The following is a 25,061-nucleotide window of genomic DNA, read 5'->3' as shown; positions in this document are numbered from 1 at the left end:
TTTCACTCCGGGAACGCCAGCTCCACGGTGAGCACGTCGCCGTCCAGGCGGGCGGTGGCCTCGATGCGCAGGGCGCGCGCCAGCTGGGCGACGATGGCAAGGCCGAGGCCGCTGCCCCCGCGGCCGCGCGCGGCGTCTCCCTGGTAGAAGCGCTCGAACAGGCGCTCGGCGTCCATGTCGTCCGGGTCGGCCACGCGGTTCGCGAACGCGACCGTGCGTCCCTCCTGCACGATGCGCGGGGGCTCGCACCCGTAGCGTAGCGCGTTCACGGCGAGGTTGCGGAAGATGCGGGCGAGGGCGTCGGCGTTCGAGTCGGCCACGAGCGGCTCGTCGGCAAGCCGGATGCCGGGCTCCCACCCGCGCTCCTTGAACTGGCCGTACAACGAGGCCAGCGATTCGGCGAGCACCTGGCCCACGTCCACGGGCTCGCGCTCGATGCGGTGGTCGGGGTCCTGCACCTGGGCGTAGGCGTACAGCTGGTCCAGCAGGCCGCCCACGTCGTCCAGGCGTCGCGACACCACGTCCAGGTACCGGGCGCGCAGGGCCTCGTCCTCCTCGGCCGCCAGCAGCTGCGCGTAGCCCTGAGCCCCCGCGAGCGGCGTGCGGATGTCGTGCGAAAGGTAGGTGAGGCCGCGGCGCAGCTCGCGCTTGGCCTCCTCGGCGGCGACGCGCTCGCCTTGGTGGCGGTCGATCTGCCGGTTCACCGCCTGCGCCAACTGCACGAACCCGCGCGTGCGCACGGACAGCGCGACGCGGGCGTTGCTCGCCGACTCCCGGTTCACGAGGAACCGCGCAATGGCCCGCAGCTGCGCCTCCGAGCGGGCAAGCTGGACGGCGAGCGCAACGACGGCGACGGCGAGCAGAACGACCGCGGCTTCCATGGCCTAGACGTCCTTCCTCTTGAGGACCAGGGCGCAGAGCGCTCCGGCGACGGCGATGAACGCCGCGCCCACGAGCGCGATGTGCCCCGCGCCGAGGGGGCCGCCGAGCCCGAGGGAGAGCGAGCCCATGCAGGACGACAGCGTGTAGTCGGCGAGGAACGAGAGGCTCGGAATCAGCATGCCCAGCCCCTGGATCCCCAGCGTCACCAGGCCCGAGGCCAGCAGGATGCCGATGCCGATGCCCGCCGCCATCTTGCGGGTGGCCCACACCGCAAGCGCCGTCAGCATGCCGAAGCCCGCGGCCACGACCGCGACGAGCACGCCCCACAGCGCGAAGTCGGGCAGGGGGGAGGATGCGAGCTCGAGGCCCGTCACGGCGGCCGTGGCGAGCGTCGCTGCGACGATCATCACGGTGAACAGCGCCGCGAGCACGAGTATCTCCACGATGCGCGCGCCGAGGAACGCGAGGCGGCTCGGCTGCACGGTGAACACGTTCTTGCTGAAGCCGCTCTCGAACTCCGCGGCAAGGAAGATGGCGAGGAACACGACGAACAGGCAGGAGAGCCCGCCTCCGCCGAGGAACACGTTGCCCACGAGCGCCTCCGGCGTCATGCCCTGGGCAAGTTGCGTCACCAGGGCGTTCGTCTCGGCGAGGTCGTCCGCGCTCGGGCCGCTCCCGTTCGAGAAGCCGATGTGCACGCCCGTCGGCGCGCCGCTTGCGCTGGCTGCCTGCATCGACTGCACGAACGCGGGATCGGTGATGTAGGCCATGGTGGCTGCGCTGATAACGGCCAGCACCGTGATGACGGCAAGGAATATCCACAGCGACTTGCCGTGCACGAGCCGGTAAAGGTCCATCCTCAGAATATTAGCCACGGTACTCAGCCCCCATCATCTCAACGAAGAACTCCTCCAGGTCGCGCCGGTGCGCGTACAAGCCGCGGACGGCGATGCCCTGCTCGTTCAGGACCGCGCCCACCGCTCCCGCGTCCGCCCCGCCGAAGACGCGGATGGCGCCGTCGGGCATGGACTGGAAGCGCAGGTGCGCGAAGCGCTCCTGCAGCACGGCCAGCGCGAGCGTCGGGTTCGCGGCCTCCAGCTGCAGGAAATCGCTGCATTCCTGGTCGACCTCGGCGGCGGACATCTCGCGCACCATGCGGCCCTCGCGGATGACGCCGTAGCGCGTGGCCATCTTCCCCAGCTGCTCCAACACGTGCGAGCTCACCACCACGGTGATGCCGCGCTCGTCGTTGAGGCGCATGATGAGCCGGCGGATCTCGCGGGCGCCCTCGGGGTCCAAGCCGTTGAGCGGCTCGTCGAGCAGCAGCAGGTCGGGGCTGCCCAAGAGCGCGAGCGCGAGCCCCAGGCGCTGCTTCATGCCCATGGAGAAGTTCTTCGTCGCCTTGGAGCCCACGCTGCCCAAGCCGGTGAGGTCCAGCAGGTCGCGCACCTTGTCCTTGGGGTCGGCCAGGCCCAGCGCGAGCGCCTTCATCATGAGGTTGTCGGTTGCGCTCATGGAGCCGTACAGCCCCGGCGACTCGATGAGCGCGCCGATGCGCCGGCTCGCGCTCGCCTCGCGCGGCTGCATGCCGAACACGCGCACCTCGCCGCCCGTGGGTGCGGCGAGCCCCGCGAGCATCCTCATCACCGTCGATTTGCCTGCCCCGTTGCGGCCGACGAACCCGTAGATATCGCCTTGGCCCACATGCATGTCGAACTGGTCGACGGCCATCTTGCTGCCGAAGGCCTTCGAGAGCCCGTTGGTTTCGATCACGTTCACGTTTCCGCTCCTTTCCGATCGTCGGATCGTTCTCTGACTGCCAACCACGATACGGAAAAGGCGTTCAGCAATTCGCTTCGAAACCGTTAAGAAAGTGCTAAGTTTGCCGTGCGAGGGGCGAGACAGGGGGACGGGGATAACGTCACGTTCCGCGATGCGCTGCAACTGAACGAAACGAAGGGGAACGTTACGTTATCCCCGTCCCCCTGTCTCGCCTCATTCGGCCAGCTTGAAGCCGATGCCCCACACCGTCTCGATGTAGCCGTCGGTGCCGGAGGGCTTGAGCTTGCCGCGGATGTTGCTCACATGCACGTTCACGGCCTTCTCCTCCACGAACGCCTCCTCGTTCCAGGCCGCCTGGAACAGCTCCCGCTTGGTGAACACCTTCTTGGGCCGGCGCACGAGGGCCTCCACGATGCCGAACTCCAGGCGCGTGAGCCTCACGGGATCGCCGGCGGCTGTGAGCGTGCGGGCTTCGGCATCGAGCACCCAGTCCTTGAACCGTAGCGTGCCCGAGCTGCGCCCCGCCCCGCGGGAAGCGTGGCGCAGCTGCACGGACACGCGCGCGAGCAGCTCGTCGAGGTCGAAGGGCTTGGCCAGGTAGTCGTCGGCCCCCAGCTTCAGAAGCTCCACCTTGTCGCCCGTATCGGCGCGCGCCGATACCACGATGACGGGCACGTCGCTGCGCGCGCGTATCTCGCGCACGAGCTCCTCGCCTGAGGAGCCCGGCAGCATGAGGTCGGTGATGACGAGGTCGTACGGCGCCTCGCCCGCGGCGGCCCCCGCTTTCAGCAGGAGCCGCGCCTCGCTTCCCGAGAACGCCTGCGCGCAGGCGTAGCCCGCCCGCGCGAGCGCGGCGGCCACCACGTTGTTGATGTCCTCGTCGTCCTCGACGACGAGGATGCGGGCTGCGTGTTCCATACGCGTATTGTAGCCCAACCGGGCCTGGCAGGGCGCCACTCTTTCCCCGCCCTGTTCCCGTTCCCGCCCCGATCCCGTACCGGCTCGCCCGCGCATTCGCACAAGCCCCGCATCCGCGTTCGCACACGCCCGCGTACCCGCGCTCGCTCCCGCCCACGTCCCAACCCCCCCCCGCACCCTCCCCGCCTTCGCCCATATCGCCCAAGGAGGGCAGGCTCCCTGTCCGCGCATCGCATGCCGCATTGGCTCGCAAGGGAGCGCGCCCCCTGCGCGCAGGTGGGCTTATCCGCACCCGCTCCCGCCTCGCCCCGACCCCCGCTCCGACTCCCGTCCACGCTAGCGGCCAAAGGCGGGGGCGGGAAGCGCCAGGGTTTCGGGGGTGTTGGTTCTTACGGGCCGGCCCGCCGGCACGGTAATCACCGGTTTTCGACGGGGAATGCCTTCACCTCGGGCTGCGCCTTCCGAAATGCCGTTCTGCGACGAGGGGAAACGTCGGAACACCTCGCTTGCGCCCCGCTTGCCGCCAGCCTCTGCTTCCCAATCTGTAAAAATGCGGTGATTACTGTGCCGATGCGCGGCCTGCTGGTAGAATAGCGGCACCACGGAGCCAGTGCAGGCGCTCTTCGCCTCGGCGAGCAGCCCATAGCAGGAACGGCGTGCCCCCCGTTCCCCTACCACGCTTGCAAGATCCTCTTAGCAAAGGGCTTGCAAGGAGGTTCCATGCCCGTCTCCTCCCATCCTGACCGTGAGCGCGCGCCTATCGTCTTCGGACACAAGACCGCCTTGGCCATCCTGCGCTCGGCGGCCCCCCGGACGCTTCCGCCGGTTGCGGGGAAAGCACGGGTGCTTCCCAGCCGCGCTCCGGCGAGGGGCGAGGTCGAGGCCGCCATCGAGCATCTCGAGGCCTCATACCCGGATCTGCGCCTCGAAAGGCCTGCGCACGTGCTCGTTGGAAGCGCTGCGCTGGGGCGGCCTTCGAAGGCCGTCAAGTCGCATTCGCTGACCGTCCCTCTTTCGGGCGCATCGTTTTACCGGTTGGGCGACGGCGTCTTCGCCTGCGTGCCGGCCCTCGCCTTTGTCCAGGAAGCCGCCCGGGGGAAGAGCCTGGTCGCCATACTCGAGCTTGGGTACGAGTTGTGTGGAACGTACCGGACCCGGCGCACAGGGGCCGCAGCTGCCTATGGGGTAGAGCCCCTGGCATCCGTCAGGTCGTTGGGCGGCTATGCGGCGCGGAACGCCTCGGTCGACGGTGCGCGCAAGGTCGGCCGTGCCCTTCGCTACCTTGCCGACGGCTCGGCCTCGGCGCGGGAGACGAAACAGGCCCTCGTCTTGGGGCTGCCCCATCGCCACGGGGGCTACGGCCTGGGAATTCCCCGTATGAACTACGAGGTCGGGGCGAGCAGGGCGGCCGAGGCCCTCACCGGTAAGAAGTCGTTCCGCATGGATTTGTGCTGGCCGGAGCGGAAGCTCGATGTGGAGTACCAGAGCAGGGAGTGGCACGAGGGGGAGGCAAGCCGCGTCTCCGACTCGAGGAGGGCGAACGCCCTCATGTCCATGGGCTGGACGGTGGTGGGGGTGACGAACGACGAGCTCGACAGCTTCGCGGCGACCGAGGCGATAGCGCAAACGCTCCGCCGGCACCTGGGCAAGCGCGCGCAGATACGTACGTCCAACTACCATGGGCGCAAGCTGGAGCTGCGCAGGCAGCTGGGCCTCCCGATAGGATACGAGTAACTGAAGGCGGCGTGGCAGCGACTCCGCCCGACGCGCCGCCCGCCCCCCCCCTGCACCCGGTTGCCGTGGCACCGCCCGGCGCCCCTCTGCACCCGCTGTCCGTGGCGCCCCCCCCCTCCCTGCATGGCCCGGTGCGGGGGAGGGGCGGGCGGGCGATGCATCGCTCTTCGAGCGCCATGACGCCCCGTTGGCACAGTAATCACCGGTTTTCGACATGCGCGCGGCCTGGGACAGCGCGATGGGGCCCGAAGGCCGCCTCTTTCGGGTGTTTCCCCTGGTTGTTCGTAACGCCGAAGGCGAGACCCGCTCTGCTGACGCGGCCCGCTGTAGAAAACCGGTGATTACTGTGCCGCACGATGCGCTTCGCACTGCGCTGCGCAGCGCGAAGCGGTGGCGGATGCGACGGACGCGCGCGCCTGCGCGCGCCGCGCCGTCACGCGGAGAACAGCTTGCGCACCTCGGCCACGAGCTGCTTGCGGGTGAACACGAGCAGGGCCAGCAGCAGCACGCTGGCCGTGAGCGCGCTCACGTTGGCCGGCACGTCCCATGTGGCCAGGCCCAAGGCCACGAGTGCGAGCGGGATCAGCCCCAGCACCACGTCGAACAGCAGGTACTTCGCGTAGCCCGACACGAACGTGCCGCGGAACACGGCCACGAGCACGGCGTCGAACACGAGCGCCACCAGGCAGATGCCGGGTATGACGAACGTCGTGACCACGGGGTTTCGCGTGATGAGGTACCACAGCGCCGCGATGGCCAGCAGGATGAGGAAGTAGCGCACCACCACGCGCAGGAAGTCGGGCGTATGCACGAGGATGTTGCGCACGAACAGGTAGTTCACCACGAGGCCCAGGCACACGGTGAGCACGATGTCGCCCGGCAAGCCCAGCAGCCGCCCCAGGAACAGCATGGCCAGCAGGCACGCGCCGCTCACGAACGCCAGCACGCTCAACGCCACGGCGCCCGACTTGCGCACCTCGTTTCTGGGGAACGCCGACGGCTCGGCCTTGCCCGAGAGCTCTGCCTGGCAGAGCGGGCACCGGTCCAGGTCGCCCGTGAACGACACGCCGCACTTGCCGCACCGCTTCATCGCCCGGCCTCCTTACGCTTCGCCTTCTGGTCGCTGTCCGAGCCAGCCTTTCGCGCAGCCCTCGTTTTCCGCGCCGCCTTCTCCCCGTGCTCCGGCTCTGCCAGCGCGGCCCCCGTCTCGCGCCCTACTTCCGCCCCGTCGGCCCGCGCCCCGCGCGCGGCCTTCGCCTTGCGCTTCGACGTTTCGCGCTCGGGTGTCCCGCCGCGGGCGGGCGCCTGGCCGCGGGCGCGCTTCACCGAGGCCTCCAGCCTTGCCTCCAGGCGGTCCTCGGCAACCTCCTCGCTCGTCTTGTTGATGTTGATGAGCCCCTCGATGCCGCAGCCCGAGAAGTACCGGACGAAGTTCTTCACCACGTCGGGGTTCGAATACGCCGTGGATATGCCGATGCTCAGGTCGTCGCCGAACGAGCACAAAAGGAAGTTCAGCCCGGTGGTGGACGTCAGGAGGTTGAGGTCGCGCACATACGGGGCCACCCGCGCGTCCACGGAGATGCGCCCCAGGTTCGAGAGCGTCGTGGTGGTCTCGCGCGCCGTGAAGCGGCTGGCCAGCTCAAGCAGGGCGTCCTTCACGAACAGGGGGGCCAGGCGCAGAAGCGGGTTCTTCTCCAGCGCTATCATGCGGTTCATGCGGGGCTTGAGGCTCTCGGGGTCGGTGGCCACGCGCAGCTGCTCCTGCACCTTCGCGGCCACCTGCTCCACGGGCTCGTCCTCGTCGCCGGGCACGTAGGATACGAACGCCAGCCCGAAGAAGTTCTTGGTAGTGGTGGACTTGAAATGCTGCCGCAGGTCCACGGGCACGTCCAGGCGGATGGCGCGGTGGCGCTCGCGCCGGGGCATCTCGGCGCGGATGGCGCACATGATGGCCGCGATGACGAGCGACGTCAGGCTCACGCCGTGCCCGCGCGCGAGGTCGAGCACTGGGCGGACGGGAAGGTGGTACTCCAGGTACGTGGGGTCCGCCGCATCGCGCCAGCCGGTGAGCCGGTAGACCTTGGGCGCGCGCGTGGGGGCCGCCTTGTCGCGCTCGAAGTACTTGTCGAAGCTGTCCTCGGCCTTCTGGTGATCCGAGCCGTCGTACTCCTGCGGCAGTCCCTCCACGCCGTAGCGCTCCTCCACGTAGGCGTAGAGCAGGGCCTTGAAGAAGCTCAGCGACCCGCGCCCGTCGGACACCATGTGCGACACTTCCAGGTTGATGCGAGCGCGGTAGTAGCTCACGCGGATGAGCACGCTCTTCGCGTCCACGTGCAGGCCGTAGCAGATGGGCAGGTTCTCCTCGTGCACGGCGGGCGGCTGGGGAGCCTGCTCCAGGTAGTGCCAGAACATGCCGCTGCGCAGGCACACGTTGAAGCCGGGGAACATCTCCGCCGTGCGGTCGAGCGCGCGCTGCAGCGCCGCCGGGTCCACGTCGTCGGCCATCGTCGCCGCGTAGCGGAACACCGTCTGGGCGGAGCTGCCCGCCTGCGACGAGTAGAACTTCCCTACGTTGTCTAGTCGGTACCAAGCAGTCCGAGCCACGTCGGTTCGCCTTCCTGCACGAGCGGGTCGCCATCGAGGAATTGCTTGATGATGCGGTACGTGTCCTTCACGATGTTGAACACGGTGGGGTACAGCAGGTAGCCGTGCACGGCGTCCAGCACGCGGTAGCACTGCACGTCGCCGCCGTCGTCGGCCAGGCGCTGGGCGTACACCTCGCCCTCGTCGCGCAGGGGGCAGTACTCGGCCGTGACCACGAGCGTGCGCGGCTGGCGGGAGAGGTCGCCCTCCAGCAGCGGCGCGAAGTAGGGACGGTGCAGGTCGGCGGGCGACGAGGCGTACAGTTCCATGTAGCCGCGTATGTCGCGCGACGAGAGCAGGTAGTCCTCGCCGTTGTCCCTCACGGAGTCGAAGAACGAGGTGGCGAGATCATGGTCGTTGTACGTCACGGGGTAGAGCAGCATCTGCGTGCGGGGGAGGAACTCCCCGCGGTCGCGGGCCATGAGCGACACCACGGCAGCCAGGTTCCCTCCGGCGCTGTCGCCGAAGAGCACGATATGGTCGGGGTCCACGTCGGCCAAAAGCTCGCCCGCGTGCAGCTGGCGGGCCACCTCGTAGCAGTCCTCGGGAGCCTGGGGGAAGCGGTGCTCGGGCGCGCGGCGGTAGTCTACCGACACCACGCGCCGCTCCAGGCGCAGCGCCATCGTGCTGCAGGCGTCGGTGTAGAAGTCCACGTCGCCGTTCACCCAGCCGCCGCCGTGGAAGAACAGCACGGTGCCGCGGAAGTCCTCCGTGACCTTGAAGCCCTCGGCCAACGAGAAGTCGATGTCGAGCGGGGTGAACACGCGCAGGGGGAGCGCGCAGCCGTCGGGCATGGGGGCCGTGATGTCGTCGATGCGGCAGCGCGGGTTGGGGATGGCGAGCCTGGCGCTCAGGTCCTCGGCCACGCGCTGCGCCTTGTAGAACTCCTTGATGTCCGGCCGAAGCCGCGTTGCCGCCTTGAAGGCGGCGAGCACCGCCTTGTTGATGGGCATGTATGCCGTCCTTTCCCGGGGTGGCGGCGCCGCTGCCGGGTCGTCCTGCGCGGCAGCGGCGCCGCGATTCCCTCGCGTGCCATCGTAGCACAAGCGCGCCGCAGCGTGGGGCGTGCTGCGCGGGCCTCACGGTCCCGGCATGCGGCGAGCCCCGCGCCGGTGGCTGCGAACTGCCTCGTCGGCGGCGTGGCAGGCGCCTTGAGGTTGCATGTCCGCAACGGTTCGGCCGCCCCCCGGCGGCCGCGCTTAGACTGGTCGGCGATAGCCCCGCGCGCCGCGCGGGGTTCGGCGGCGGAGCCTGTCGGTCGCGCGTGCCGCGGGCGCATCTCGCGCGCGTGCGCCCGCGGTGCTTTGCGGGCGGCGGCATGGGCAGGACGAGGAAAGGCGGTGCGGTGCGGACGACGGTGAAGGCGGGTGGCAAGGAGGCGCGTGCGCAGCTCCCGCTGCTGCTCGCGTGCTCGTTTGCCGCCTCGTTCGCGCAGAGCATGATGAACATCGCCCTGCCGCAGGTGGCGGACGAGTTCGGCGTGACGCTCTCCACGGCGAACTGGCTCGTGACCGGCTACATGGTAGTGGCCGCCACGTCCATCGCGCTCGCGGCGTTCCTGCTGCGGCGCCTGGGGCTGCGCACGGTGTTCCTCATAGGCTGCGGCGCGCTTGCCTTGGGAAGCGGACTGGCCCTGCTCGCCCCCGACTTCTGGGTGCTTTTGGCGGGGCGGCTCGTGCAGGCCGTGTGCACCGGCCTGTTCTACCCTGCCGTGACCAGCTTCATCATGGCGAACTCCGATCCGGCCAGGCGCGGCACGCACCTGGCCATGAACAGCGGCACCGTGGCGGCGGGCCTTGCCGTGAGCCCCGTAGCGTCCGGCCTGGTGCTCACGGGGCTCGGCCGGCACGCGCTGTTCGCCTTGCCCCTCGCCTTGGCGGTGCTGCTGCTTGCCGTGGGGTTCTTCCGCCTGCGCGAGGTGGGGCCGCGCGGCGCGGGCGCGGTCGACCCCTTGAGCGTGGTGCTGGGCCTGGTGGGCCTGGGGGCGCTCGTCTACGGGCTGGGCGAGGTGTTCCGCGACCCGCTGCCGTCGCTCGCAGTGCTGGCGGCCGGCGTGGCGGTGCTGGGCCTGTTCGCCTGGCGCCAGCTGGCCCTGAAGGACCCGCTTCTCAACTTGAGGCCGCTCGGGAACCCCGGGTTCGCCGTGGGCGAGCTGCTGGTCATGCTGGGCATGATGGCATCGTTCTCGCTCAGCATCCTGCTGCCGTTGTACTACGAGGGGGCGCTGGGGTTCTCCCCGTTCCTCGCCGGCACGCTGCTGGCTGGGCCGGTGCTGGCGAACGCGCTGTCCGACGTCGTGGGCGGACGGCTGCTTGATAGGAGGGGCATCTGGCCCCTTGTGCCCTTCGGCTTCGCCTTGACGGCGCTCGGACTGGCGGGCGTCGCGCTCGCGGCGGGACGCCCGCTGCTCGCGCTGGTCGTGCTGGCCTCCGCCGTGGCCTACGTGGGGCTCGGCCTGGTGGTGGCGCCCTCGAAGACCACGGCGCTCGTCCAGCTTCCGTCGAGCCTGTACGCGCATGCCTCGTCCATCAACTCGGCGTTCATCGAGATAGCCTCGGCCATCGGCTCGTCGCTGTTCGTGGGCGTGCTGTCCGCCGACGTGCTCGCCGGCACGTCGCGCGGCTTGGCTAGGGCGGCTGCCTACGATGAGGGGTTCGCGCACACCATGGAGATTGCCATCGGCATCGCCGTGGCGAGCCTGCTCGTGTCGCTGGTCTACGCATACCGCCTGCGTCGCCGGAAGGGCTGATGTCGCGGGCGGCGGGCGCCGGGCCGGTCATGGCGCTCAGCGGCGCGCCCGCACGCGGGCGTGCAGCGCCGGCGCCGGTGCGGGTTGGGTGCCGGCTGCAGCCGGCGGCGCCTAACCCTCGATGGCGTCGATGGCGTTCACCACGGCGCCGCGGAAGGCGTCCTTCTCGAGCGAGGCGACGCCCTTGATGGTGGTGCCGCCCGGCGAGCACACGGCGTCCTTCATGGCGCCGGGGTGCGTGCCCGTCTCCAGATGCAGCTTCGCGGTGCCCATCATCATCTGGGCGGCCAGGCGGTACGCGGCAGCGCGCGGCAGCCCGTGCTTCACGCCGGCGTCGCCCAGCGCCTCCAGGAACATGGCCGCGAAGGCGGGGCCGCAGCCGGCGATGGCGCTGGCGGTGGACAGCAGCTTGCCGTCCACCCATTCGATGAGAGCCACCTGGCCGAACAGCTCCTCGAAAGCCGCAAGCTCGGCATCGTCGAGGGAATGGCGCTGCTCGCAGGCCACCACGCCCGCACCCACGGCGATGGGCGTGTTGGGGATGGTGCTCAGGTGGTGCGTGCCGGGCGCGAGGACCTCCTCGTAGAACTCGAAGCCGCAGCCGGCGGCCACCGAGATCACGGCCTTGCCGGGCGCGGCCAGCATGTCGCGCACGGGCTCGAGCACCTGCGCCACGAGGTGCGGCTTCACGGCTACCACCACGAAGTCGCTCGCCTGAACCACGTCCTGCGCCGTCTCGCAGGCGTGCGCGCCCAGCGCGGCCGTGCTCGCCTGCAGCTTGTCGAAATGCGCGGCGGTCGCGTAGATGCGCCCGCCCGGCAGCGCGCCCGCCTCCACGAGCCCCCTTGCCATGGCCTGCGCCATGTTCCCGAATCCGATGAAGCCCAACGAAGGGGCGTTGACCTGGTCTGCCATAGGGTCCTCTTTCCGTCGCGTCTGAAAGCGTTTCCCCGATTGTACGGCACGCGGGCCCGTAGGTGGTCCGAGATGGCGAACCGGCGGCCTGCTCGTCAGCAAAACTGCACGCTTGGGCGGGCAGCCTGTTCGGATTCGGGCGGACGGGGCGTTCGGCCCTGCTCGCGCCGGCTCGGTCGGGGGGGGGGCGCCCGGCACGCCTGCCGCGTTCCTCGCGCGAGCCTCTGCAGGCGCTCTGCATGCGGGGGCACGGCTGCACGCGGGCGGCCGCCGGCGTTCCGGGCGCTGCAGGGAGGGCGCGGGTGCGCCCTGGCGTGCTACACTTGCCGGCGACGGCATTCCCCGAGAGAAAGGATCGCGATGATCGACCATATGAGCGTGAAGGTGAAGGACGTCGAGGGAGCCAAGGCCTTCTACGCGGCGGCCCTGGAGCCGCTCGGCTACGTGCGGGGCATCGAGTATCCCGGCGGTCTGCAGCTGCACGTGGAGGGCGAGCCGGGCGATATGTGGGTGGCCCCGCTGCCCGAGGGCGCCGAGCCCGTCCCCGCGCATGTCGCCTTCCTCGCAGAGGACGCCGCCCAGGTGAGGGCCTTCTACGAGGCGGCGCTCGCCGCCGGCGGCACCGACAACGGAGCCCCCGGCCCTCGCGACTACCATCCCGGCTACTACGCAGCGTTCGTCTACGACCCCGAGGGCAACAACATCGAGGCCGTGATCCACGACTACGCCGAGTAGCGGCGCGGGCCTAGGTCGCTAACGGAGCTTAGAGGCCCGGGGCTCGAAAATCCCGGGCCTCTCATGGTGGAAGCTCTGCGCTCTGGCAGCAGTATTCGTTGCTAGACAATGATAGCAACGAATACTGCTGCTAATGATCGATGGCAACGGAGCGAACCGTCATCTCCGCGCTTGCGCCCTGCGAGCAGTACGGCGCAAGCGCCTTCGTGCCGGCGGCCAAGGGCATCGCGCGCTTCAAGATGCTCGATGCCAAGGAGTTTGCCGAGTGCTACTTTGTCGGTACCTTTGCGAGCGCCGCGTTGGCCATCCTCGTATCGTCGTCTATCCGGGAGGAGCTCGTATTGAGCCAGCGGGTTCTCGCCGCCAAGGCCGCGAGCCGGCAGCCAGATTCGTGGTCCGACGTGGATGAAGTCGAGAGACGCGAAACGTTGCATTGCGAAATGCGGCGACGTGGCTGAAGCTGACGCCATCTGGAACGGTCGCCTTGCCCCGATGAAGAGCGCCGGACTTCCGTGCTATGATGCGGCAAACGACGCGGCGAAGGCGAAGGAGCATGCATGTACGGACTGAAGACCGAGGCCAGCTTCGATTCGGCCCATTTTCTCACCGACTACTACGGCAAGTGCGAGAATCTGCACGGCCACCGTTGGCGCGCGGTGGTGCATCTGGCGGTGGACGACCTGCAAACCGAGGGCACGATGAAGGGCATGGTGCTCGACTTCGGCGTGTTCAAGCGCGCGGTGCGCGAGCTGGCCGACGCGCTGGACCACACCTTCCTCGTGGAGGAGGGCTCGCTCGCCCCGGCGACGCTGGCGGCGCTCGAGGCCGAGGGGTTCAGCCTGTTCATCGTGCCCTTCCGCACCACGGCGGAGAACCTGGCGCGCTACTTCTGCGACTGCCTGGCGGAGCAGGGGCTTCCCGTGTCCCAGGTGGAGATGTACGAGACGCCGAACAACTGCGCCGTCTACCGCCCGCTGCAGCGCTGACGGGAAGGGGTCGCCGTGGGCAAGAAAGCCGCGCTCTTTTTACAGTCGGCGAAGCAGGTCGGAGGGCTCATGGCGATGGCCGTTCGCTACAACGGCAAGGAGCCCGACAAGCGCAAGGGGGCCTCGCAGGAGGAGTACGCCCTGCCGTTCGAGGGTGCTTGGACGGTGGTCAACGGCGGCGTGGACAAGGAGACGTCGCATTCATGGGGCGTGCTCACCCAGCGCTACGCCTACGACTTCGTGGTGCTCGACGACGAGGGGCGCAACTGCCCGCCCGACGCCGATCCGGCCGATCCTGCCTCGTACTACTGCTACGGCTTGCCGGTGCTTGCGCCCGCCGACGGCGTCGTGGCGGAAGTGGGGACGTCGTGCCCGAATGCGCAGATCATGCTTGATGAGACGGTGCACTTCGGCGGCGGTGACATTCGCGGCAACTACGTTCTCATCGACCACGGGAACGACGAGTTCTCGTGCCTGTGCCATCTGAGGCCGGGCGGCGTGCTGGTGGAGGCGGGCCGGCACGTGCAACGCGGGCAGCGTGTCGGATTCTGCGGAAGCTCGGGCTGCAGCTCGCATCCGCACCTGCACTTTCATATCCAGAAGGGGCAGAGCTTCTACACTTCGCCGGGCGTGCCCGTGCGGTTCGCGGGCGTCGCGGCCGCGCCTGCGCCGAACTATGCTGCGGCCGATCCGCGGCCGGTTCCGCCGGCGGCCTACGACGACTTCCCTCCGTTCCTCACGCGCGGCCTGAGGGTGGAGCCCTCGGGAGGGGAATAGGCCCGGCAGCCCCCTTGACTCACTCCCAGAAGCCGCGGGCGGCGTCGAGGATGTCGGCGGCGGGCAGGAAGGTGGCCTCCGCGATGTCGGCCCCCGTCTCGTCGAGGAAGCGCCTTACCAGGTGGTATCCGCAGGCGTAGCCGGCGCAGTAGGGGACGCCGCGCGTGGGGTAGCCCATGAGCGCGGCCGTCTCGTCGCCGTAGAGGTAGGCGGACAGCTCGGCGAGGCCCTGTGCTTCCAGGCCTGCGCGCACGAGCGGCTTCACCTGCGCGAGCGCCTCCGGCGTGGTGCGCGTGACCCACGGCCCCGCCAGCTCCTCGCCGAACAGCTCCACGGCGAAGTTCTCGGCCAGGCCCTCGCTCACCAGCATCTCCCCGAGCGCGATGTCGTCTCTCCACTTCACGAACTGGAAGCGCACGTTGTGGTTCGCCTCGTGCGCGAGCGCGGCGGGCAGGCGGCGCATCGTCGACTCGTTCGGGTCGAGCCAGGCGAGGATGGATCCGGGGATGCCGCCGTCGCCGCAGTAGCCCTCGCTCGCGCGCACGACGGGATGGCCGGGGTTCGCCAGCAGCACGGTGAAGCGGTAGTCCTGCCGCGGAAGCTCGATGCCGCGTGCGGAGAAGCGCGAGAGCGAGCGCTCGACGGAGCGCCGGCACGCGTCCCAGAAGGCGTCGTCGCCGAGGAGGCGCACGGCTTCGGCGCGGTTTTCGTCCACCTGGGCGGGCGGCAGGATGCCGAGCATCTCGCTGGCCATGACCACGTCGTAGCCGCCGGGTTCCGCCGCCTTGAGCGGCACGCGGTAGCAGTCCCATTTCTCCTTGAAGGGGGCCATGAGCTCGTAGCGGTACAGGTCGCCGCGCTTGCCGGCGGGCGCGGCCATCATGGCGCGGTAGGCTGCGTCGGAGCGAACGGGTTGCACGTTCATGAGGTGTCCTTTCTGTCGGGTGCGCGCCCCATGCTACGGCCTCACGCCGCGTGAGGGTCAAGGGGGAGTCTGGTTCCGCCGCCGGATGCCGGATCGTTGGGGGGCGGGCGATCCGGGTTTTTTCACCGGCGCCCGCACGGATCGCGGGTAGGATTCGTTATACAGGGCAGAGGAGGTGAAGCGGGGCTTGAAGAATCGGTTGCGGGACGGCGAGGCGTTCGATCGCTTGGTCGAGGAGCACTACGACGACGTGCTGGCGTACTGCCGACGGCATGCGCCGTCCTACGACGACGCGCCGGACGTGGCGCAGGAGACATTCCTGCGCTTCGTGCGCAGCGGGTGCTCGCCGTCGGACGGCAAGCCGCTCGCGTACCTGTTCACCATCGCGCGCAACCTCTGCATCGACGCGGCGCGCGCGAAGCGGCCGCCCGCCGCCCCGCTCGACGTGGACGTGCCCGACCGCTCGCCCGACGCCGACCCGGCGGCCGCGTGCGCGGGCAGCGAGGTGGGTGCGCTGGTGGAGGCGCTCGATCCCGACCTGCGGGAGGTGGTGGAGCTGCGCTTCGACCAGGGATTCAAGGTGGGTGAGATTGCCAGCGTGCTGGGCGTGTCGCGGTTCGCGGTGAACCGCCGGCTCAACAGGGCGCTGGCCGAGCTGAAGCGGGGGCTGGAAGGAAGGGAAGGCTCATGAGCGGCGAAATGGGAAAACGCGAGGTCGAGCAGCTGCTGCGGGCGCACTACCGCGCCGAGCGCGGCGGGCCGGACGCGGATGCCAAGGCCGCGACCCTCGCGGCCGTGCGCGCCGAGGCGGCCCTGCCGGCGCGCGGGGCGGCGCAGCCGATGTCGTTCGCCGGATTCGTGGCCGCGCAGGCGCGCTTCATCCGCCCGCAGGTGTGGGCGGCCCAGCTCGCGCTCGTGGCCGCCATGGTGGCGCTCTGCCTGCTCGGCGACAGCGCCCCGCGCGACCTCTCGCTCGCCTCGGGCGTGCTGGCGGCGGCGACGGTGCTCGTGGGCCTGCCGGACCTGCTGTCCAGCGCCGCCAACCGCGTGGCCGAGCTCGAGTACGCCTGCCGCTTCGACAGCCGGGCGGTCGCGCTCGCGCGGCTCATCGTGCTGGGATGCTCGGACGTGGCGGTGCTCACGGCCATCGTGCTCTCGGCCCCGCTTCTGCTGGGGGCCGATCCCTTCGCCTCGCTCGTGCATGCCTGCGCCCCGTACTTCCTCTCGTGCGCGGGGGCGCTCGTGCTCGTGCGCCGCTGCCCGCCGTCGCAGGCGCTGCCGCTCGGCTTCGCGTGGACGCTCTTGGTGATGGCGGCGGCCTATGCGGCGTTCTCCCTGGTGCCGGACGCGTACGCCCAGGCCTCGGCGTGGGCGTGGGCGCTCGTGGCGGCGGCCTCGGCCGCGTGGGCCGCCCGCGAGGCGCGCGCGTGGCTCGGCTGCATCGCGGGCGGGCTCGACAAGCTCGCGTCCTCCTCGACCCTACGATAGCGAAAGAAAGGAGCAACCTCCATGGAACTGACGATTGACCGGCTGAGCAAGCAGTTCGGGTCGAAGATCGCCGTCGACCGCGTGTCGGCGACCCTCGGGCCCGGCGTGTACGGCCTTCTGGGCGCGAACGGCGCGGGCAAGACCACCCTCATGCGCATGGTGTGCGACGTGCTGCGACCCACGTCCGGCGAGATCCGCTTCGACGGCCGCGACGTGCGCGCGCTCGGCGACGGGTACCGTGCCTGCCTGGGCTACCTGCCGCAGGATTTCGGCTACTACCCCGATTTCACGGCGCTCGACTTCATGCTGTACCTGGCCGCGCTCAAGGGCATCGACCGCCACGCGGCGCGCCGTCGCTCGCTCGAGCTGCTGGAGACGGTGGGGCTCGCCGACGTGGCCCGCGTCAAGGTGCGCACGTTCTCCGGCGGCATGAAGCAGCGCCTCGGCATCGCGCAGGCCGTGCTGAACGACCCAGCCGTCCTCGTGCTCGACGAGCCCACGGCCGGGCTCGATCCGAAGGAGCGCGTGCGCTTCCGCAACCTCATCGCCAGCTTCGCGCAGGACAAGATCGTCGTCCTGTCCACGCACATCGTGTCGGACGTGGAGTACGTTGCCGACGAGATCCTGGTCATGCGCGCGGGCTCTTTCATCATGCGCGGCGCGCCGGCCGAGGTGGTGGCCACCGTTGCGGGGAAGGTGTGGGAGTGCCACGTTGACGTGCGGCAGGCCGAAGCGCTGGCCGCGACGAGCTGTGTGAGCAACGTCCACTACGCCGCCGACGGCCATGCGGTGGCGCGCGTCGTGGCAGACGAGCCCCCCGTGCCGTGCGCGCGCCCGCTCGAGCCGACGCTGGAGGACGTGTACCTCCATGTGTTCCGAGACGAGGCGATGGAGCCCGTCGAGCCCGTTGCATCCGTTTCCCAAGGAGGCCGACATGCTTGACCTGGTGAAGTTCGAGTTCAAGAAGCTGCTCGCGCGGCGCACGTCGCAGATGGTGAGCGCGGGCATCATGGCGCTGCTCTGCGTGATCATGGCGCTCAACGTGGTGCAGACGAAGACGTCGTCGAGCACGGGAGAGATTCTGGGCGGCACCGCCGCCATTGCCCAGCAGAAGGCGCGCGCCGAGGCGCACGAGGGCGTGCTCACCGTCGAGCGCGTGCAGGAGGAGGTGGCCGCGTATCGGGCGCTCGCGTTCTCGAAGGTCGATCCGGCCCAGGTGGAGGGCCTGAGCGCCGAGGCCGCGTACGCCGTCATGAAGGAGGCTTACGACGAGGACGAGTTCCGCGCCATCTACGACACGTACTACTCGTACCTGCTCTCGCCGTGGATCGCGGGCTCGATGGAGCAGTACCAAGTGGCGGCGCAGTTGGGCGACGAGGACGTCGCCGGCTTCTACGGGGCCGTCGCGGATTCGCTGCAGCGTGCGCTCGACGACGGCATGGGCGGCACCTGGGCGTACTCGGACGCCGAGCGCGCCTATTGGACGGAGAAGCAGGCCGCGGTGGGCGAGCCGCTCTCGTACGGCTACGCCGGCGGATGGGGCGACGTGCTGGCGTGCCTCGGCTTCCTCTCGTTCGCGATGGTGGCGGTGTGCGTGGTGCTGACGCCCGTGTTCGCCGGCGAGTACCAGGACCGCACCGACGCCGTGCTGCTGGCTGCGCGCTACGGGCGCTCCAAGCTGGTGGCGGCGAAGATCGTCGCGTCGCTTCTGTTCGCCACCGCGTACTATGCGCTGGCGACGGCCGTCATCGTGGGCGTGGCGCTCGCGTTCTTCGGCGCGGAGGGCGGCGATCTGCCCGTGCAGGTGCTGGCCCTCGGCATCCCCTACGACCTCACGATGGCCGAGGCCGCGTGGACGGCGATCGGGCTCGGCTACCTCATGACGCTCGGCCTCGCGGCCCTCACGCTGCTGCTATCGTCGAAGCTGCGCTCCCAGCTGGCCATCTTCGCCGTGTGCGCCGCGCTTGTCTTCCTTCCCGGCATGATCCCCTCGGGCGGCAGCGGCGCGATCCTGCACGCGCTCTACCTGTTCCCGATCAACGCGTTGAACGACCAGGTGCTCTACAACTCGCTCGTGTCGTATCCCCTAGGGCCGCTTGTGATCGACCTGGTGGGACTGCTCGCGATCCTGTACGCGGTCGTGCTGGCCGTTTGCGCGCCCCTCGCCGCCCGCGCCTTCCGGCGACACCAGGTGATGTAGGGGCGCTGCCGTCGGTATAATGGAGGTTGACGTAAGCGGGTGCGGCGAAAGGCGGGTGCGGCGATGCTGGAGCGGGGATTCGTGGTCGTGCCGACAGGCGTTGCGCTCGTGGCGGTTCTGGTCGTGTGCTTTGTGCGCCGAACAGGGGCGAGACGGACGTGCCTTTACCTGGCGCTTACCGCCTATGTGGGCGCGGTGGCGGCGGTGACGCTGTTCCCGCTGCCGGTTGAGGGCGGGATGGGCTATGCGCCTACTTGGGGGATCTCGTACAATCTCGTGCCTTTCGCCGGCATCGCGCGCACGGTGGCCGATGCGGCGCAAACCGGCTGGTGGTGGTCGATCGCGACCATCATCGTGGGCGGCAACGTGCTCATGTTCGTGCCGCTGGGACTCATGCTTCCGCTGCTGTCCGACCGCCTGCGCCGGCTGCCTGCGGCGGCGCTCGTCCTCGCAGCCTGCTCGGTTGCCATCGAGCTCGCGCAGTTGGTCGTGGGGCTCGCCGTGGCAGGTTACCTGTACCGCGTCGTGGACGTGGACGACGTCATCCTCAACGTCGCCGGCGGCCTGATCGGCTTCGGCCTGTGGAAGGCGTGGGAGCGCCTTGCCGCACCTAAGCGGGACGAACTCGTTTAAGGCTTGGCGGATGACAGTCTGCGGCTCCGGCTCTGCGGGCTTTGCTACGGAATTCGGGCGCCTGTGTCAAAAAACGAGCAGTTTGGCAAACCTCCTCCAAGGCCGCTACGCTTCCAGAAAACGTGAGCTAGGGAAACGCGGTCTGGCTTCTCGCGTCGCGTCGTTCAAGCTGCTTTTCGATTGCCAAACCGGCCGTTTTCTGGCAGAAGGCCCCAGTTTTGGCGTCACCGCGCCTCGCGTCCTGCTGCCGTTTCCTTCTCCAACAGCTTCTCCAGCGTCCTCCAGGCCAGCTCGGCGCACTTGACGCGGGCGGGCATGCGGGAGATGGTCGCCAGCTCGGCGGCCTCGTCGAGGTCTTCGCGTTCCTCGTCGGTGAGCGGGCGGCCCTTGATCATGTCGAGGTAGAGGCCGCTCAGGCGGCGCGCTTCGTCGACCGTCTCGCCGGTGACGAGGTCGGCCATCATGTCGGCGGCCGCCTGGCTCACGGCGCAGCCGTGGCCGGTGAAAGCGGCTTCCTCGATCACGTCGCCGTTGAGGCGCAGCGCCAGCGTCAGCTCGTCGCCGCAGCTGGGGTTCACGCCGTCGTGCGTGCACGTGGGCTCGTCCATCTCGTACTTGTAGTCGGGATGCGCGTTGTGCTCCATGAGCGCCGCGGTGTAGATGCTAGCCATTGAAGGTCCTCCAAACGGTGTCCAAGCCGGCGATGAGCGCGTCGATATCGCCCTCGTCGTTGTAGAACGCGAGCGACGCGCGGCAGCACGATTCCACGCCCAGCCAGGCGAGCAGCGGCTGGGCGCAGTGGTGCCCCGCGCGGATGGCCACGTCGTGCTCGTCGAGGATGCTGGCCACGTCGTGCGGGTGGATGCCGCGCACGTTGAAGCTGATGGCGCCGTGGTGCTGCGCCGGGTCGGGGTGGCCGATGATCTCGAGGTACGGCAGCGCCGCCATGCGCTCCATGGCCGTGCGCACGAGCGCCTGCTCGCGCGCCTGCAGCGCGTTCCAGCCGATGCCCTCGAGGTAGCCGAGCGCGGCGGCGGTGCCCACGATGCCGGCGGCGTCCTGCGTGCCGGCCTCGAACTTCTCGGGCACCGGGGCCCATACGGCCCCGTCCTGCGTGACCGACGAGATCATCTCGCCGCCCGTGAGGAAGGGCGGCATGGCCTCCAGCAGGTCGAGCTTGCCCCACAGCACGCCCACGCCGAAGGGCCCGAGCGCCTTGTGCGCCGAGAATGCGAAGAAATCGCAGCCGAGCTCCTGCACGTTCACGGGCATATGCGGCACCGATTGCGCGCCGTCCACCACCATGAAGCCCCCGTGCGCGTGCACGCGCCGGGCCATGGCCGGAACAGGGTTCTCGATGCCGAGGACGTTCGACACCTGCGCGGCGGCGACGATCTTCGTGCGCGGGCCGATCTTCGCGTCGAGCTCCGCCTCCGAGATCACGCCGTCCTCGTCGGGGAAGAGGTACACGAGGCGCGCGCCCGCGGCGCGGCAAGCCTGTTGCCAAGGGATGAGGTTCGAGTGGTGCTCCATGATGGTGATGCACACCTCGTCGCCCGGCTCGAGCACGGTGGGCGCGAAGGCGAGCGCCACGAGGTTGAGCGCCTCGCTCGCGTTGCGGCAGAACACGATCTCGCGCGCGTCGGCGGCCCCGATGAACCGCGCGACGTGGGCGCGGGCCTCCTCGATGGCCTCGGTGGCCTCCACCGACAGGCGGTAGAGGCCGCGCAGCGCGTTCGCGTTCATGGTCTCGTAGAAGTCGCGCTGCGCGTCGAGGGCGACGGCGGGGCGCTGGGCCGTGGCCGCGCTGTCGAGGAAGGCGAGGTCGGGGTTGGCCGCCAGCAGGGGGAAGTCCTGCTTGTAGGGGTTCGCGGCGATATCGATCGGGTTGATCATGCGACGGCCTCCTCTATGTCGATCCCGCGCGCGGCGGCGAGGCGGGCGACGGCGGTTCGGGTGCGTTCGTCGGGCGCGTCGATGGCCGCTCCTTGATACGTGGCGGTGATGAACAGGCGCTCGGCGTCGTCGGGCGAGATTCCGCGACTGGCCAGGTAGAGCAGCTGCTCGGGGCGTATGTGGCCGATGGTGGCTCCATGGTTGCCGGCCACGTCGTCCTCGTCGCAGAGGATGACGGGCACGGTGCGGTTCACCACGCGCTCGTCGGCCAAAAGCACCGTCTCCTGCTCGGAGCCGACGGAGCCCTTGCAACCGTGCACGAGCTCGATGGTGCCGCGCAGCGTCTTGCTCGAGCGGCCAGCCAGCACGCCGTTCGCGTCGAGGTTGCAGACGGTGCGGCGCCCGCGCTGGTGGACGACGTAGTTGAAGTCGCGCTGCTGGTCGCCGCGGGCCAGGTAGCGCGTGTCGATGTCGAGGCGCGCGTCGTCGCCGCGCAGGTCGGCGTCGAGCCCGGTGTAGGAGCGGCCCGCGCCCAGCACGGTGTGGCGCACCTGCACGCGGGCGCGCTCGTCGGCCACGATGCCCGCGTCGTCGAGGGCGATCCACGAGTCGTCGAGCGTCTGCGTGCTCATGATGTCCACGCGCGCGTCGGCACCCGCGAACACACGCAGCCGCGTGCCCACGACGCCCGCGCCCGGTGCGGGCGAATCGAGCGCGATGGCGAGCGACAGCGACGAGCCCGGAGCGGCAACGACGTCGATGGCGGCCGCGTTGGCCGCGCCGTCCACGCCCTCGACGCGCACCGTGGCGCAGGTGCGCTCGCCAGGGCGCGTGGCGAACACGATGGGCTCGCCCGCCACGAACTCGAGGTACTCCCGCGCCTCGTCCCCCATGCCCGTGGCGAACACGTCGGAAGGAGCGAGGTAAAGGTTCTCGAGCGCCTGCTGCTGGTAGAGGGAGAGAGCCCCGTCCTCTATGGCTGCAGACGGATTCGCCTGGTCGTTAACCTGCGAAAGAGCTCCGCTTTCCATGGCTGCAGGGAGGACTTCTTGATCATCAACCTGGTGCGCAGCCGACGTCGGGACGCTTGCGGGTTCAACTGCGGAGTCACCGCGATCGGCCGCGCGCTTGTTGGTCTCATCCCCGAGCTCGCCTGCGGCCATGGAGGGGGGAGGGTTACCCGCGGACGTGATGGGCGAGGTAGCCACGGGAAGGGGGTCGGCCGTGCGCATGTTGATCGCACCCTCAAAGGCACCTGCGTCCATGGCCTCCAAAGCGGCGTCGAACGCATCAGCTTCCCCTCGCAGCCCTTCCTCGCATGACACTTCCGCCTTTTGGGCGGCGCTCAGCTCGGCGGGCAGCTCTATGTCCGCATCGTTCATCTTCAGCCGGTGCCACGTGGGGGCGGGCATCGCGTTCGCGTGTTCTATCGTGAGGGTTCCCATTATCCGATGGCCCCTTCCATTTCAAGCTTGATCAGGTTGTTCATTTCCACGGCGTACTCAAGTGGCAGCTCCTTCGACACGGGGTCGGCGAAGCCGTTCACGATCATCGTGCGCGCCTCCTCCTCGGACACGCCGCGGCTCATCAGGTAGAACACCTTGTCGTCGCCGATGCGCCCGATGGTGGCCTCGTGGCCGATGTCCACGTGCTTGCAGCGGATGTCCATGGCCGGGATGGTGTCCGAGCGGCTGAGGTCGTCCAGCATGAGCGACTGGCACGACACGCTGGCGGCGGAGTTCCGCGCGTTCTCGGTGGCCACGATGGACGAGCGGAACGTGGACGTGCCGCCGCCCTTCGAGATGGACTTCGTCTCCACGGTGGCCGACGTGTCGGGCGCGGCCAGCACCACCTTGCAGCCGGTGTCGAGGTTCTGGCCCGCGCCGGCGAACGTGATGCCGGTGAAGCTGCTGGTCGCCTTGCGCCCGGCGAGGATGGACATGGGGTAGAGGTAGCCCACGTGGCTGCCGAACGACCCGCTGATCCACTCGACGCCGCCGCCTTCCTCCACCACGGCGCGCTTCGTGTTGAGGTTGTACATGTTCTTCGACCAGTTCTCGATCGTGGAATACCGCAGATGCGCGCGCTTGCCCACGAACAGCTCCACCGCGCCGGCGTGCAGGTTCGCGACGTTGTACTTCGGTGCCGAGCAGCCTTCGATGAAGTGCAGGCTGGCGTCGTCCTCCACGATGATGAGCGTGTGCTCGAACTGCCCCGCGCCCTTCGCGTTCAGGCGGAAGTAGCTTTGCAGGGGGAAGTCCAGCTGCACGCCCTTCGGCACGTAGACGAACGAGCCGCCGCTCCACACCGCGCCGTGCAGCGCGGCGAACTTGTGGTCGGCAGGCGGGATGAGCGTCATGAACTTCTCGCGGATGAGCGCCTCCCACTTCGGCTCGCGCAGCGCCTCCTCGATGCCCGAGTAGACGATCCCTAAGTCGGCGGCCGTTTTCTGCATGTTGTGGTACACCAGCTCGGAGTCGTACTGCGCGCCGACGCCGGCCAGGTAGGCGCGCTCGGCCTGCGGTATGCCCAGGCGGTCGAACGTGTTCTTCACGTCGTCGGGGAGGCTGTCCCAGTCGCTCGCCTGTTCGGCGTTCGGTTTCACGTACGTCACGATGTGGTCCATGTCGAGGCCCTCGAGGCCGGGGCCCCAGTCGGGTGCCTCCATGCGCTGGTAGGTGTCGAGCGCCTTCAGGCGGAAGTCGAGCATCCAGGTGGGCTCGTCCTTCTTGGCCGAGATCTCGCGGACGATGTCGGGCGTGAGGCCCGCGTCGAGGTAGCGGGAGGCGTCGGTCGCGTCATGCACGTCGTACAGCGTGCGGTCGACGTCTTCGACGTAGGTACGGAATTCTTTTGGCATGCGGGCCTCCTAGCGCTCGATCTGCTCGAATTGCTCGAAGCCCTGCTCGTCGATGGCGTCGATGAGCGACGCGTCGCCCTCGGCAGCCATGCGGCCGCGCACCATGACGTGCACGCGGTCGACGTCGAGGTGCTCGAGGATGCGCGTGTTGTGGGTGATCACCACGAGCGCGCCGCCGGTCGAGCGGCGGTACGCGTCGATGCCGCGGGACACCACGCCGAGCGCGTCCACGTCGAGGCCCGAGTCCGTCTCGTCGAGGATGGCCAGCTTGGGAGCGAGCAGCAGCAATTGCAGCATCTCGAGCTTCTTCTTCTCGCCGCCCGAAAAGCCCACGCCCAACTCGCGGTCGAGGTAGGCCGGGTCCATGTCCAGCTCGTCGGCCAGCGCGCGCACGTGCTTGCGGAACTGCTTGCCCTTGAGGTCGCCGGCGCCCTCGCGGCCCGCCATCGTGGCGCGCAGGAAGCTGGACAGCGGCACGCCGGGGATCTCGACGGGCGCCTGGAAGCTGAGGAACAGCCCCGCGCGCGAGCGCTTGTCGGGGGAGAGGTCGGTGATGTCCTGGCCGTCGAACTCGACCGTGCCGCCGTCCACCGTGTAGGCGTTGTCGCCCATGACGACGTGACCGAGCGTGGACTTGCCCGCGCCGTTCGGGCCCATGATGACATGGGTCTCGCCTGCGCCCACGTCGAGGTCGATGCCGTGCAGGATGGGGGTTTCGTCGGCCGAGGCGGAAAGCCCGCGGACGGAGAGGAGCGTATCGCGCGTCGTGGTCGTCATGTGCCGTGCCTTTCTTTAATCATATAAGTTTGCTAGGATTAAGATAAGGGCAAGCGGGAAATTGTCAAGACTTAATCCTACTTGTTTGCTAGAATTTACAAAAGCGATTGGATGGCCAGGGGCGCAGGACGCGTTTGGGGTAGGCTGGACGTGGTTGCGGG

25 protein-coding genes are annotated in these 25,061 nt (G+C 69.2%); 11 read left to right on the top strand and 14 right to left on the bottom strand.

Translation table 11 applies throughout. The features are described from left to right. Nucleotides 1-2 precede the first annotated feature (2 nt). From K9U15_RS11810 to K9U15_RS11795, 4 genes are all read right to left on the bottom strand, one after another. Nucleotides 3-881 (bottom strand): HAMP domain-containing sensor histidine kinase, encoded by an 879-nt coding sequence (locus K9U15_RS11810; RefSeq protein ID WP_301156177.1) that lies wholly within the window; start codon nucleotides 879-881, stop codon nucleotides 3-5. A 3-nt stretch (nucleotides 882-884) separates the two neighbouring features. After that, complete coding sequence (locus K9U15_RS11805; RefSeq protein ID WP_301156176.1) at nucleotides 885-1,757, bottom strand: ABC transporter permease; 873 nt, start codon at nucleotides 1,755-1,757, stop codon at nucleotides 885-887. Beyond that, nucleotides 1,750-2,661 (bottom strand): ATP-binding cassette domain-containing protein, encoded by a 912-nt coding sequence (locus K9U15_RS11800; protein ID WP_301156175.1) that lies wholly within the window; start codon nucleotides 2,659-2,661, stop codon nucleotides 1,750-1,752. The genes K9U15_RS11805 and K9U15_RS11800 overlap by 8 nt, the downstream gene beginning before the upstream one ends. Nucleotides 2,662-2,877: 216 nt before the next feature. Continuing rightward, a complete protein-coding gene (locus K9U15_RS11795; protein WP_096228684.1) occupies nucleotides 2,878-3,582 on the bottom strand; it encodes a response regulator transcription factor in 705 nt (234 codons plus the stop codon). Between the two features lie 720 nt (nucleotides 3,583-4,302). Between K9U15_RS11795 and K9U15_RS11790 the strand changes: the two genes are divergently transcribed. Next, nucleotides 4,303-5,316: a DUF559 domain-containing protein gene (locus K9U15_RS11790; RefSeq protein WP_301156174.1), complete on the top strand. Its 1,014-nt coding sequence runs from the start codon at nucleotides 4,303-4,305 to the stop codon at nucleotides 5,314-5,316. Nucleotides 5,317-5,749: 433 nt separating this feature from the next. Here the strand turns inward: K9U15_RS11790 and K9U15_RS11785 are convergent, their stop codons facing one another. From K9U15_RS11785 to K9U15_RS11775, 3 genes are read right to left on the bottom strand one after another with little or no spacing between them, the layout of a single operon-like run. Further along, entirely contained in the window at nucleotides 5,750-6,406 is a 657-nt protein-coding gene (locus K9U15_RS11785; protein WP_096228234.1) for a DUF6320 domain-containing protein, read from the bottom strand. Next, nucleotides 6,403-7,920 carry an alcohol acetyltransferase gene (locus K9U15_RS11780; protein WP_227115399.1) on the bottom strand — a complete coding sequence of 506 codons (1,518 nt, stop codon included), beginning with the start codon at nucleotides 7,918-7,920 and terminating at the stop codon, nucleotides 6,403-6,405. The genes K9U15_RS11785 and K9U15_RS11780 overlap by 4 nt, the downstream gene beginning before the upstream one ends. Then, nucleotides 7,893-8,912 (bottom strand): alpha/beta hydrolase, encoded by a 1,020-nt coding sequence (locus K9U15_RS11775; protein WP_301156173.1) that lies wholly within the window; start codon nucleotides 8,910-8,912, stop codon nucleotides 7,893-7,895. Before K9U15_RS11775 ends, K9U15_RS11780 begins: the two co-directional genes overlap by 28 nt. A 392-nt stretch (nucleotides 8,913-9,304) precedes the next feature. On the opposite strand from K9U15_RS11775, the gene K9U15_RS11770 reads away from it, so the two are divergent. Next, nucleotides 9,305-10,708, top strand: coding sequence for an MFS transporter (locus K9U15_RS11770; protein WP_301156171.1), 1,404 nt, complete (start codon nucleotides 9,305-9,307; stop codon nucleotides 10,706-10,708). 111 nt (nucleotides 10,709-10,819) lie between these two features. Here the strand turns inward: K9U15_RS11770 and proC are convergent, their stop codons facing one another. Further along, complete coding sequence (gene proC / locus K9U15_RS11765; RefSeq protein WP_123674161.1) at nucleotides 10,820-11,623, bottom strand: pyrroline-5-carboxylate reductase; 804 nt, start codon at nucleotides 11,621-11,623, stop codon at nucleotides 10,820-10,822. Nucleotides 11,624-11,983: 360 nt separating this feature from the next. Here proC and K9U15_RS11760 point away from each other — a divergent pair, with 360 nt between their 5' ends. The 4 genes from K9U15_RS11760 to K9U15_RS11745 all read left to right on the top strand — a co-directional run bounded on the left by K9U15_RS11760 (nucleotide 11,984) and on the right by K9U15_RS11745 (nucleotide 14,121). Beyond that, a complete protein-coding gene (locus K9U15_RS11760) occupies nucleotides 11,984-12,358 on the top strand; it encodes a VOC family protein (RefSeq protein WP_096228237.1) in 375 nt (124 codons plus the stop codon). Nucleotides 12,359-12,498: 140 nt separating this feature from the next. After that, nucleotides 12,499-12,816, top strand: a complete 318-nt coding sequence (locus tag K9U15_RS11755) for a hypothetical protein (RefSeq protein WP_194073893.1) — start codon at nucleotides 12,499-12,501, stop codon at nucleotides 12,814-12,816. 99 nt (nucleotides 12,817-12,915) lie between these two features. After that, on the top strand, nucleotides 12,916-13,344 hold the full coding sequence (locus tag K9U15_RS11750) for a 6-carboxytetrahydropterin synthase (RefSeq protein WP_301156169.1): 429 nt from the start codon (nucleotides 12,916-12,918) through the stop codon (nucleotides 13,342-13,344). A gap of 15 nt (nucleotides 13,345-13,359) precedes the next feature. Further along, complete coding sequence (locus tag K9U15_RS11745; RefSeq protein WP_096228239.1) at nucleotides 13,360-14,121, top strand: M23 family metallopeptidase; 762 nt, start codon at nucleotides 13,360-13,362, stop codon at nucleotides 14,119-14,121. A 19-nt stretch (nucleotides 14,122-14,140) separates the two neighbouring features. On the opposite strand, the gene K9U15_RS11740 is transcribed toward K9U15_RS11745, so the two are convergent. Next, nucleotides 14,141-15,046: a DUF2268 domain-containing protein gene (locus tag K9U15_RS11740; RefSeq protein ID WP_096228240.1), complete on the bottom strand. Its 906-nt coding sequence runs from the start codon at nucleotides 15,044-15,046 to the stop codon at nucleotides 14,141-14,143. Nucleotides 15,047-15,233: 187 nt separating this feature from the next. Here K9U15_RS11740 and K9U15_RS11735 point away from each other — a divergent pair, with 187 nt between their 5' ends. From K9U15_RS11735 to K9U15_RS11715, 5 genes are all read left to right on the top strand, one after another. Further along, complete coding sequence (locus tag K9U15_RS11735; protein ID WP_096228241.1) at nucleotides 15,234-15,737, top strand: RNA polymerase sigma factor; 504 nt, start codon at nucleotides 15,234-15,236, stop codon at nucleotides 15,735-15,737. Then, on the top strand, nucleotides 15,734-16,534 hold the full coding sequence (locus K9U15_RS11730) for a hypothetical protein (RefSeq protein ID WP_301156167.1): 801 nt from the start codon (nucleotides 15,734-15,736) through the stop codon (nucleotides 16,532-16,534). Before K9U15_RS11735 ends, K9U15_RS11730 begins: the two co-directional genes overlap by 4 nt. 21 nt (nucleotides 16,535-16,555) lie before the next feature. Beyond that, entirely contained in the window at nucleotides 16,556-17,476 is a 921-nt protein-coding gene (locus K9U15_RS11725; protein WP_301156165.1) for an ABC transporter ATP-binding protein, read from the top strand. Then, nucleotides 17,469-18,734, top strand: coding sequence for an ABC transporter permease subunit (locus tag K9U15_RS11720; RefSeq protein WP_301156164.1), 1,266 nt, complete (start codon nucleotides 17,469-17,471; stop codon nucleotides 18,732-18,734). The genes K9U15_RS11725 and K9U15_RS11720 overlap by 8 nt, the downstream gene beginning before the upstream one ends. 63 nt (nucleotides 18,735-18,797) lie before the next feature. Continuing rightward, nucleotides 18,798-19,367, top strand: a complete 570-nt coding sequence (locus K9U15_RS11715; RefSeq protein ID WP_154270656.1) for a VanZ family protein — start codon at nucleotides 18,798-18,800, stop codon at nucleotides 19,365-19,367. Nucleotides 19,368-19,591: 224 nt separating this feature from the next. Here the strand turns inward: K9U15_RS11715 and sufU are convergent, their stop codons facing one another. The 5 genes from sufU to sufC are packed head-to-tail and all read right to left on the bottom strand — an operon-like array spanning nucleotide 19,592 to nucleotide 24,900. Then, nucleotides 19,592-20,038 carry a Fe-S cluster assembly sulfur transfer protein SufU gene (gene sufU / locus K9U15_RS11710; protein WP_096228246.1) on the bottom strand — a complete coding sequence of 149 codons (447 nt, stop codon included), beginning with the start codon at nucleotides 20,036-20,038 and terminating at the stop codon, nucleotides 19,592-19,594. After that, the gene (locus K9U15_RS11705; RefSeq protein WP_154270657.1) at nucleotides 20,031-21,263 is read right to left on the bottom strand and encodes an aminotransferase class V-fold PLP-dependent enzyme; all 1,233 of its coding nucleotides are present in this window, start codon (nucleotides 21,261-21,263) and stop codon (nucleotides 20,031-20,033) included. Before K9U15_RS11705 ends, sufU begins: the two co-directional genes overlap by 8 nt. After that, on the bottom strand, nucleotides 21,260-22,708 hold the full coding sequence (locus tag K9U15_RS11700; protein ID WP_096228248.1) for a SufD family Fe-S cluster assembly protein: 1,449 nt from the start codon (nucleotides 22,706-22,708) through the stop codon (nucleotides 21,260-21,262). Before K9U15_RS11700 ends, K9U15_RS11705 begins: the two co-directional genes overlap by 4 nt. Continuing rightward, on the bottom strand, nucleotides 22,708-24,123 hold the full coding sequence (gene sufB / locus K9U15_RS11695) for a Fe-S cluster assembly protein SufB (protein ID WP_096228249.1): 1,416 nt from the start codon (nucleotides 24,121-24,123) through the stop codon (nucleotides 22,708-22,710). Before sufB ends, K9U15_RS11700 begins: the two co-directional genes overlap by 1 nt. Nucleotides 24,124-24,132: 9 nt before the next feature. After that, on the bottom strand, nucleotides 24,133-24,900 hold the full coding sequence (gene sufC / locus K9U15_RS11690; protein ID WP_096228250.1) for a Fe-S cluster assembly ATPase SufC: 768 nt from the start codon (nucleotides 24,898-24,900) through the stop codon (nucleotides 24,133-24,135). Between the last annotated feature and the right edge of the window lie 161 nt (nucleotides 24,901-25,061).

Source organism: Gordonibacter sp. RACS_AR68 (assembly GCF_030418485.1).
Lineage (GTDB): Bacteria > Actinomycetota > Coriobacteriia > Coriobacteriales > Eggerthellaceae > Gordonibacter > Gordonibacter urolithinfaciens.
This window is presented reverse-complemented; position numbering and strand designations above follow the sequence as displayed.

Excerpts from the sequence above, each read along its gene's own strand:
- K9U15_RS11810 (WP_301156177.1), bottom strand. The coding sequence starts at position 881 with ATGGAAGCCGCGGTCGTTCTGCTCGCCGTCGCCGTCGTTGCGCTCGCC.
- K9U15_RS11795 (WP_096228684.1), bottom strand. The coding sequence starts at position 3,582 with ATGGAACACGCAGCCCGCATCCTCGTCGTCGAGGACGACGAGGACATC.
- K9U15_RS11790 (WP_301156174.1), top strand. The coding sequence starts at position 4,303 with ATGCCCGTCTCCTCCCATCCTGACCGTGAGCGCGCGCCTATCGTCTTC.
- K9U15_RS11785 (WP_096228234.1), bottom strand. The coding sequence starts at position 6,406 with ATGAAGCGGTGCGGCAAGTGCGGCGTGTCGTTCACGGGCGACCTGGAC.
- K9U15_RS11775 (WP_301156173.1), bottom strand. The coding sequence starts at position 8,912 with ATGCCCATCAACAAGGCGGTGCTCGCCGCCTTCAAGGCGGCAACGCGG.
- proC (WP_123674161.1), bottom strand. The coding sequence starts at position 11,623 with ATGGCAGACCAGGTCAACGCCCCTTCGTTGGGCTTCATCGGATTCGGG.
- K9U15_RS11760 (WP_096228237.1), top strand. The coding sequence starts at position 11,984 with ATGATCGACCATATGAGCGTGAAGGTGAAGGACGTCGAGGGAGCCAAG.
- K9U15_RS11755 (WP_194073893.1), top strand. The coding sequence starts at position 12,499 with ATGGCAACGGAGCGAACCGTCATCTCCGCGCTTGCGCCCTGCGAGCAG.
- K9U15_RS11750 (WP_301156169.1), top strand. The coding sequence starts at position 12,916 with ATGTACGGACTGAAGACCGAGGCCAGCTTCGATTCGGCCCATTTTCTC.
- K9U15_RS11740 (WP_096228240.1), bottom strand. The coding sequence starts at position 15,046 with ATGAACGTGCAACCCGTTCGCTCCGACGCAGCCTACCGCGCCATGATG.
- K9U15_RS11730 (WP_301156167.1), top strand. The coding sequence starts at position 15,734 with ATGAGCGGCGAAATGGGAAAACGCGAGGTCGAGCAGCTGCTGCGGGCG.
- K9U15_RS11725 (WP_301156165.1), top strand. The coding sequence starts at position 16,556 with ATGGAACTGACGATTGACCGGCTGAGCAAGCAGTTCGGGTCGAAGATC.
- K9U15_RS11720 (WP_301156164.1), top strand. The coding sequence starts at position 17,469 with ATGCTTGACCTGGTGAAGTTCGAGTTCAAGAAGCTGCTCGCGCGGCGC.
- K9U15_RS11715 (WP_154270656.1), top strand. The coding sequence starts at position 18,798 with ATGCTGGAGCGGGGATTCGTGGTCGTGCCGACAGGCGTTGCGCTCGTG.
- sufU (WP_096228246.1), bottom strand. The coding sequence starts at position 20,038 with ATGGCTAGCATCTACACCGCGGCGCTCATGGAGCACAACGCGCATCCC.
- K9U15_RS11705 (WP_154270657.1), bottom strand. The coding sequence starts at position 21,263 with ATGATCAACCCGATCGATATCGCCGCGAACCCCTACAAGCAGGACTTC.
- K9U15_RS11700 (WP_096228248.1), bottom strand. The coding sequence starts at position 22,708 with ATGGGAACCCTCACGATAGAACACGCGAACGCGATGCCCGCCCCCACG.
- sufB (WP_096228249.1), bottom strand. The coding sequence starts at position 24,123 with ATGCCAAAAGAATTCCGTACCTACGTCGAAGACGTCGACCGCACGCTG.
- sufC (WP_096228250.1), bottom strand. The coding sequence starts at position 24,900 with ATGACGACCACGACGCGCGATACGCTCCTCTCCGTCCGCGGGCTTTCC.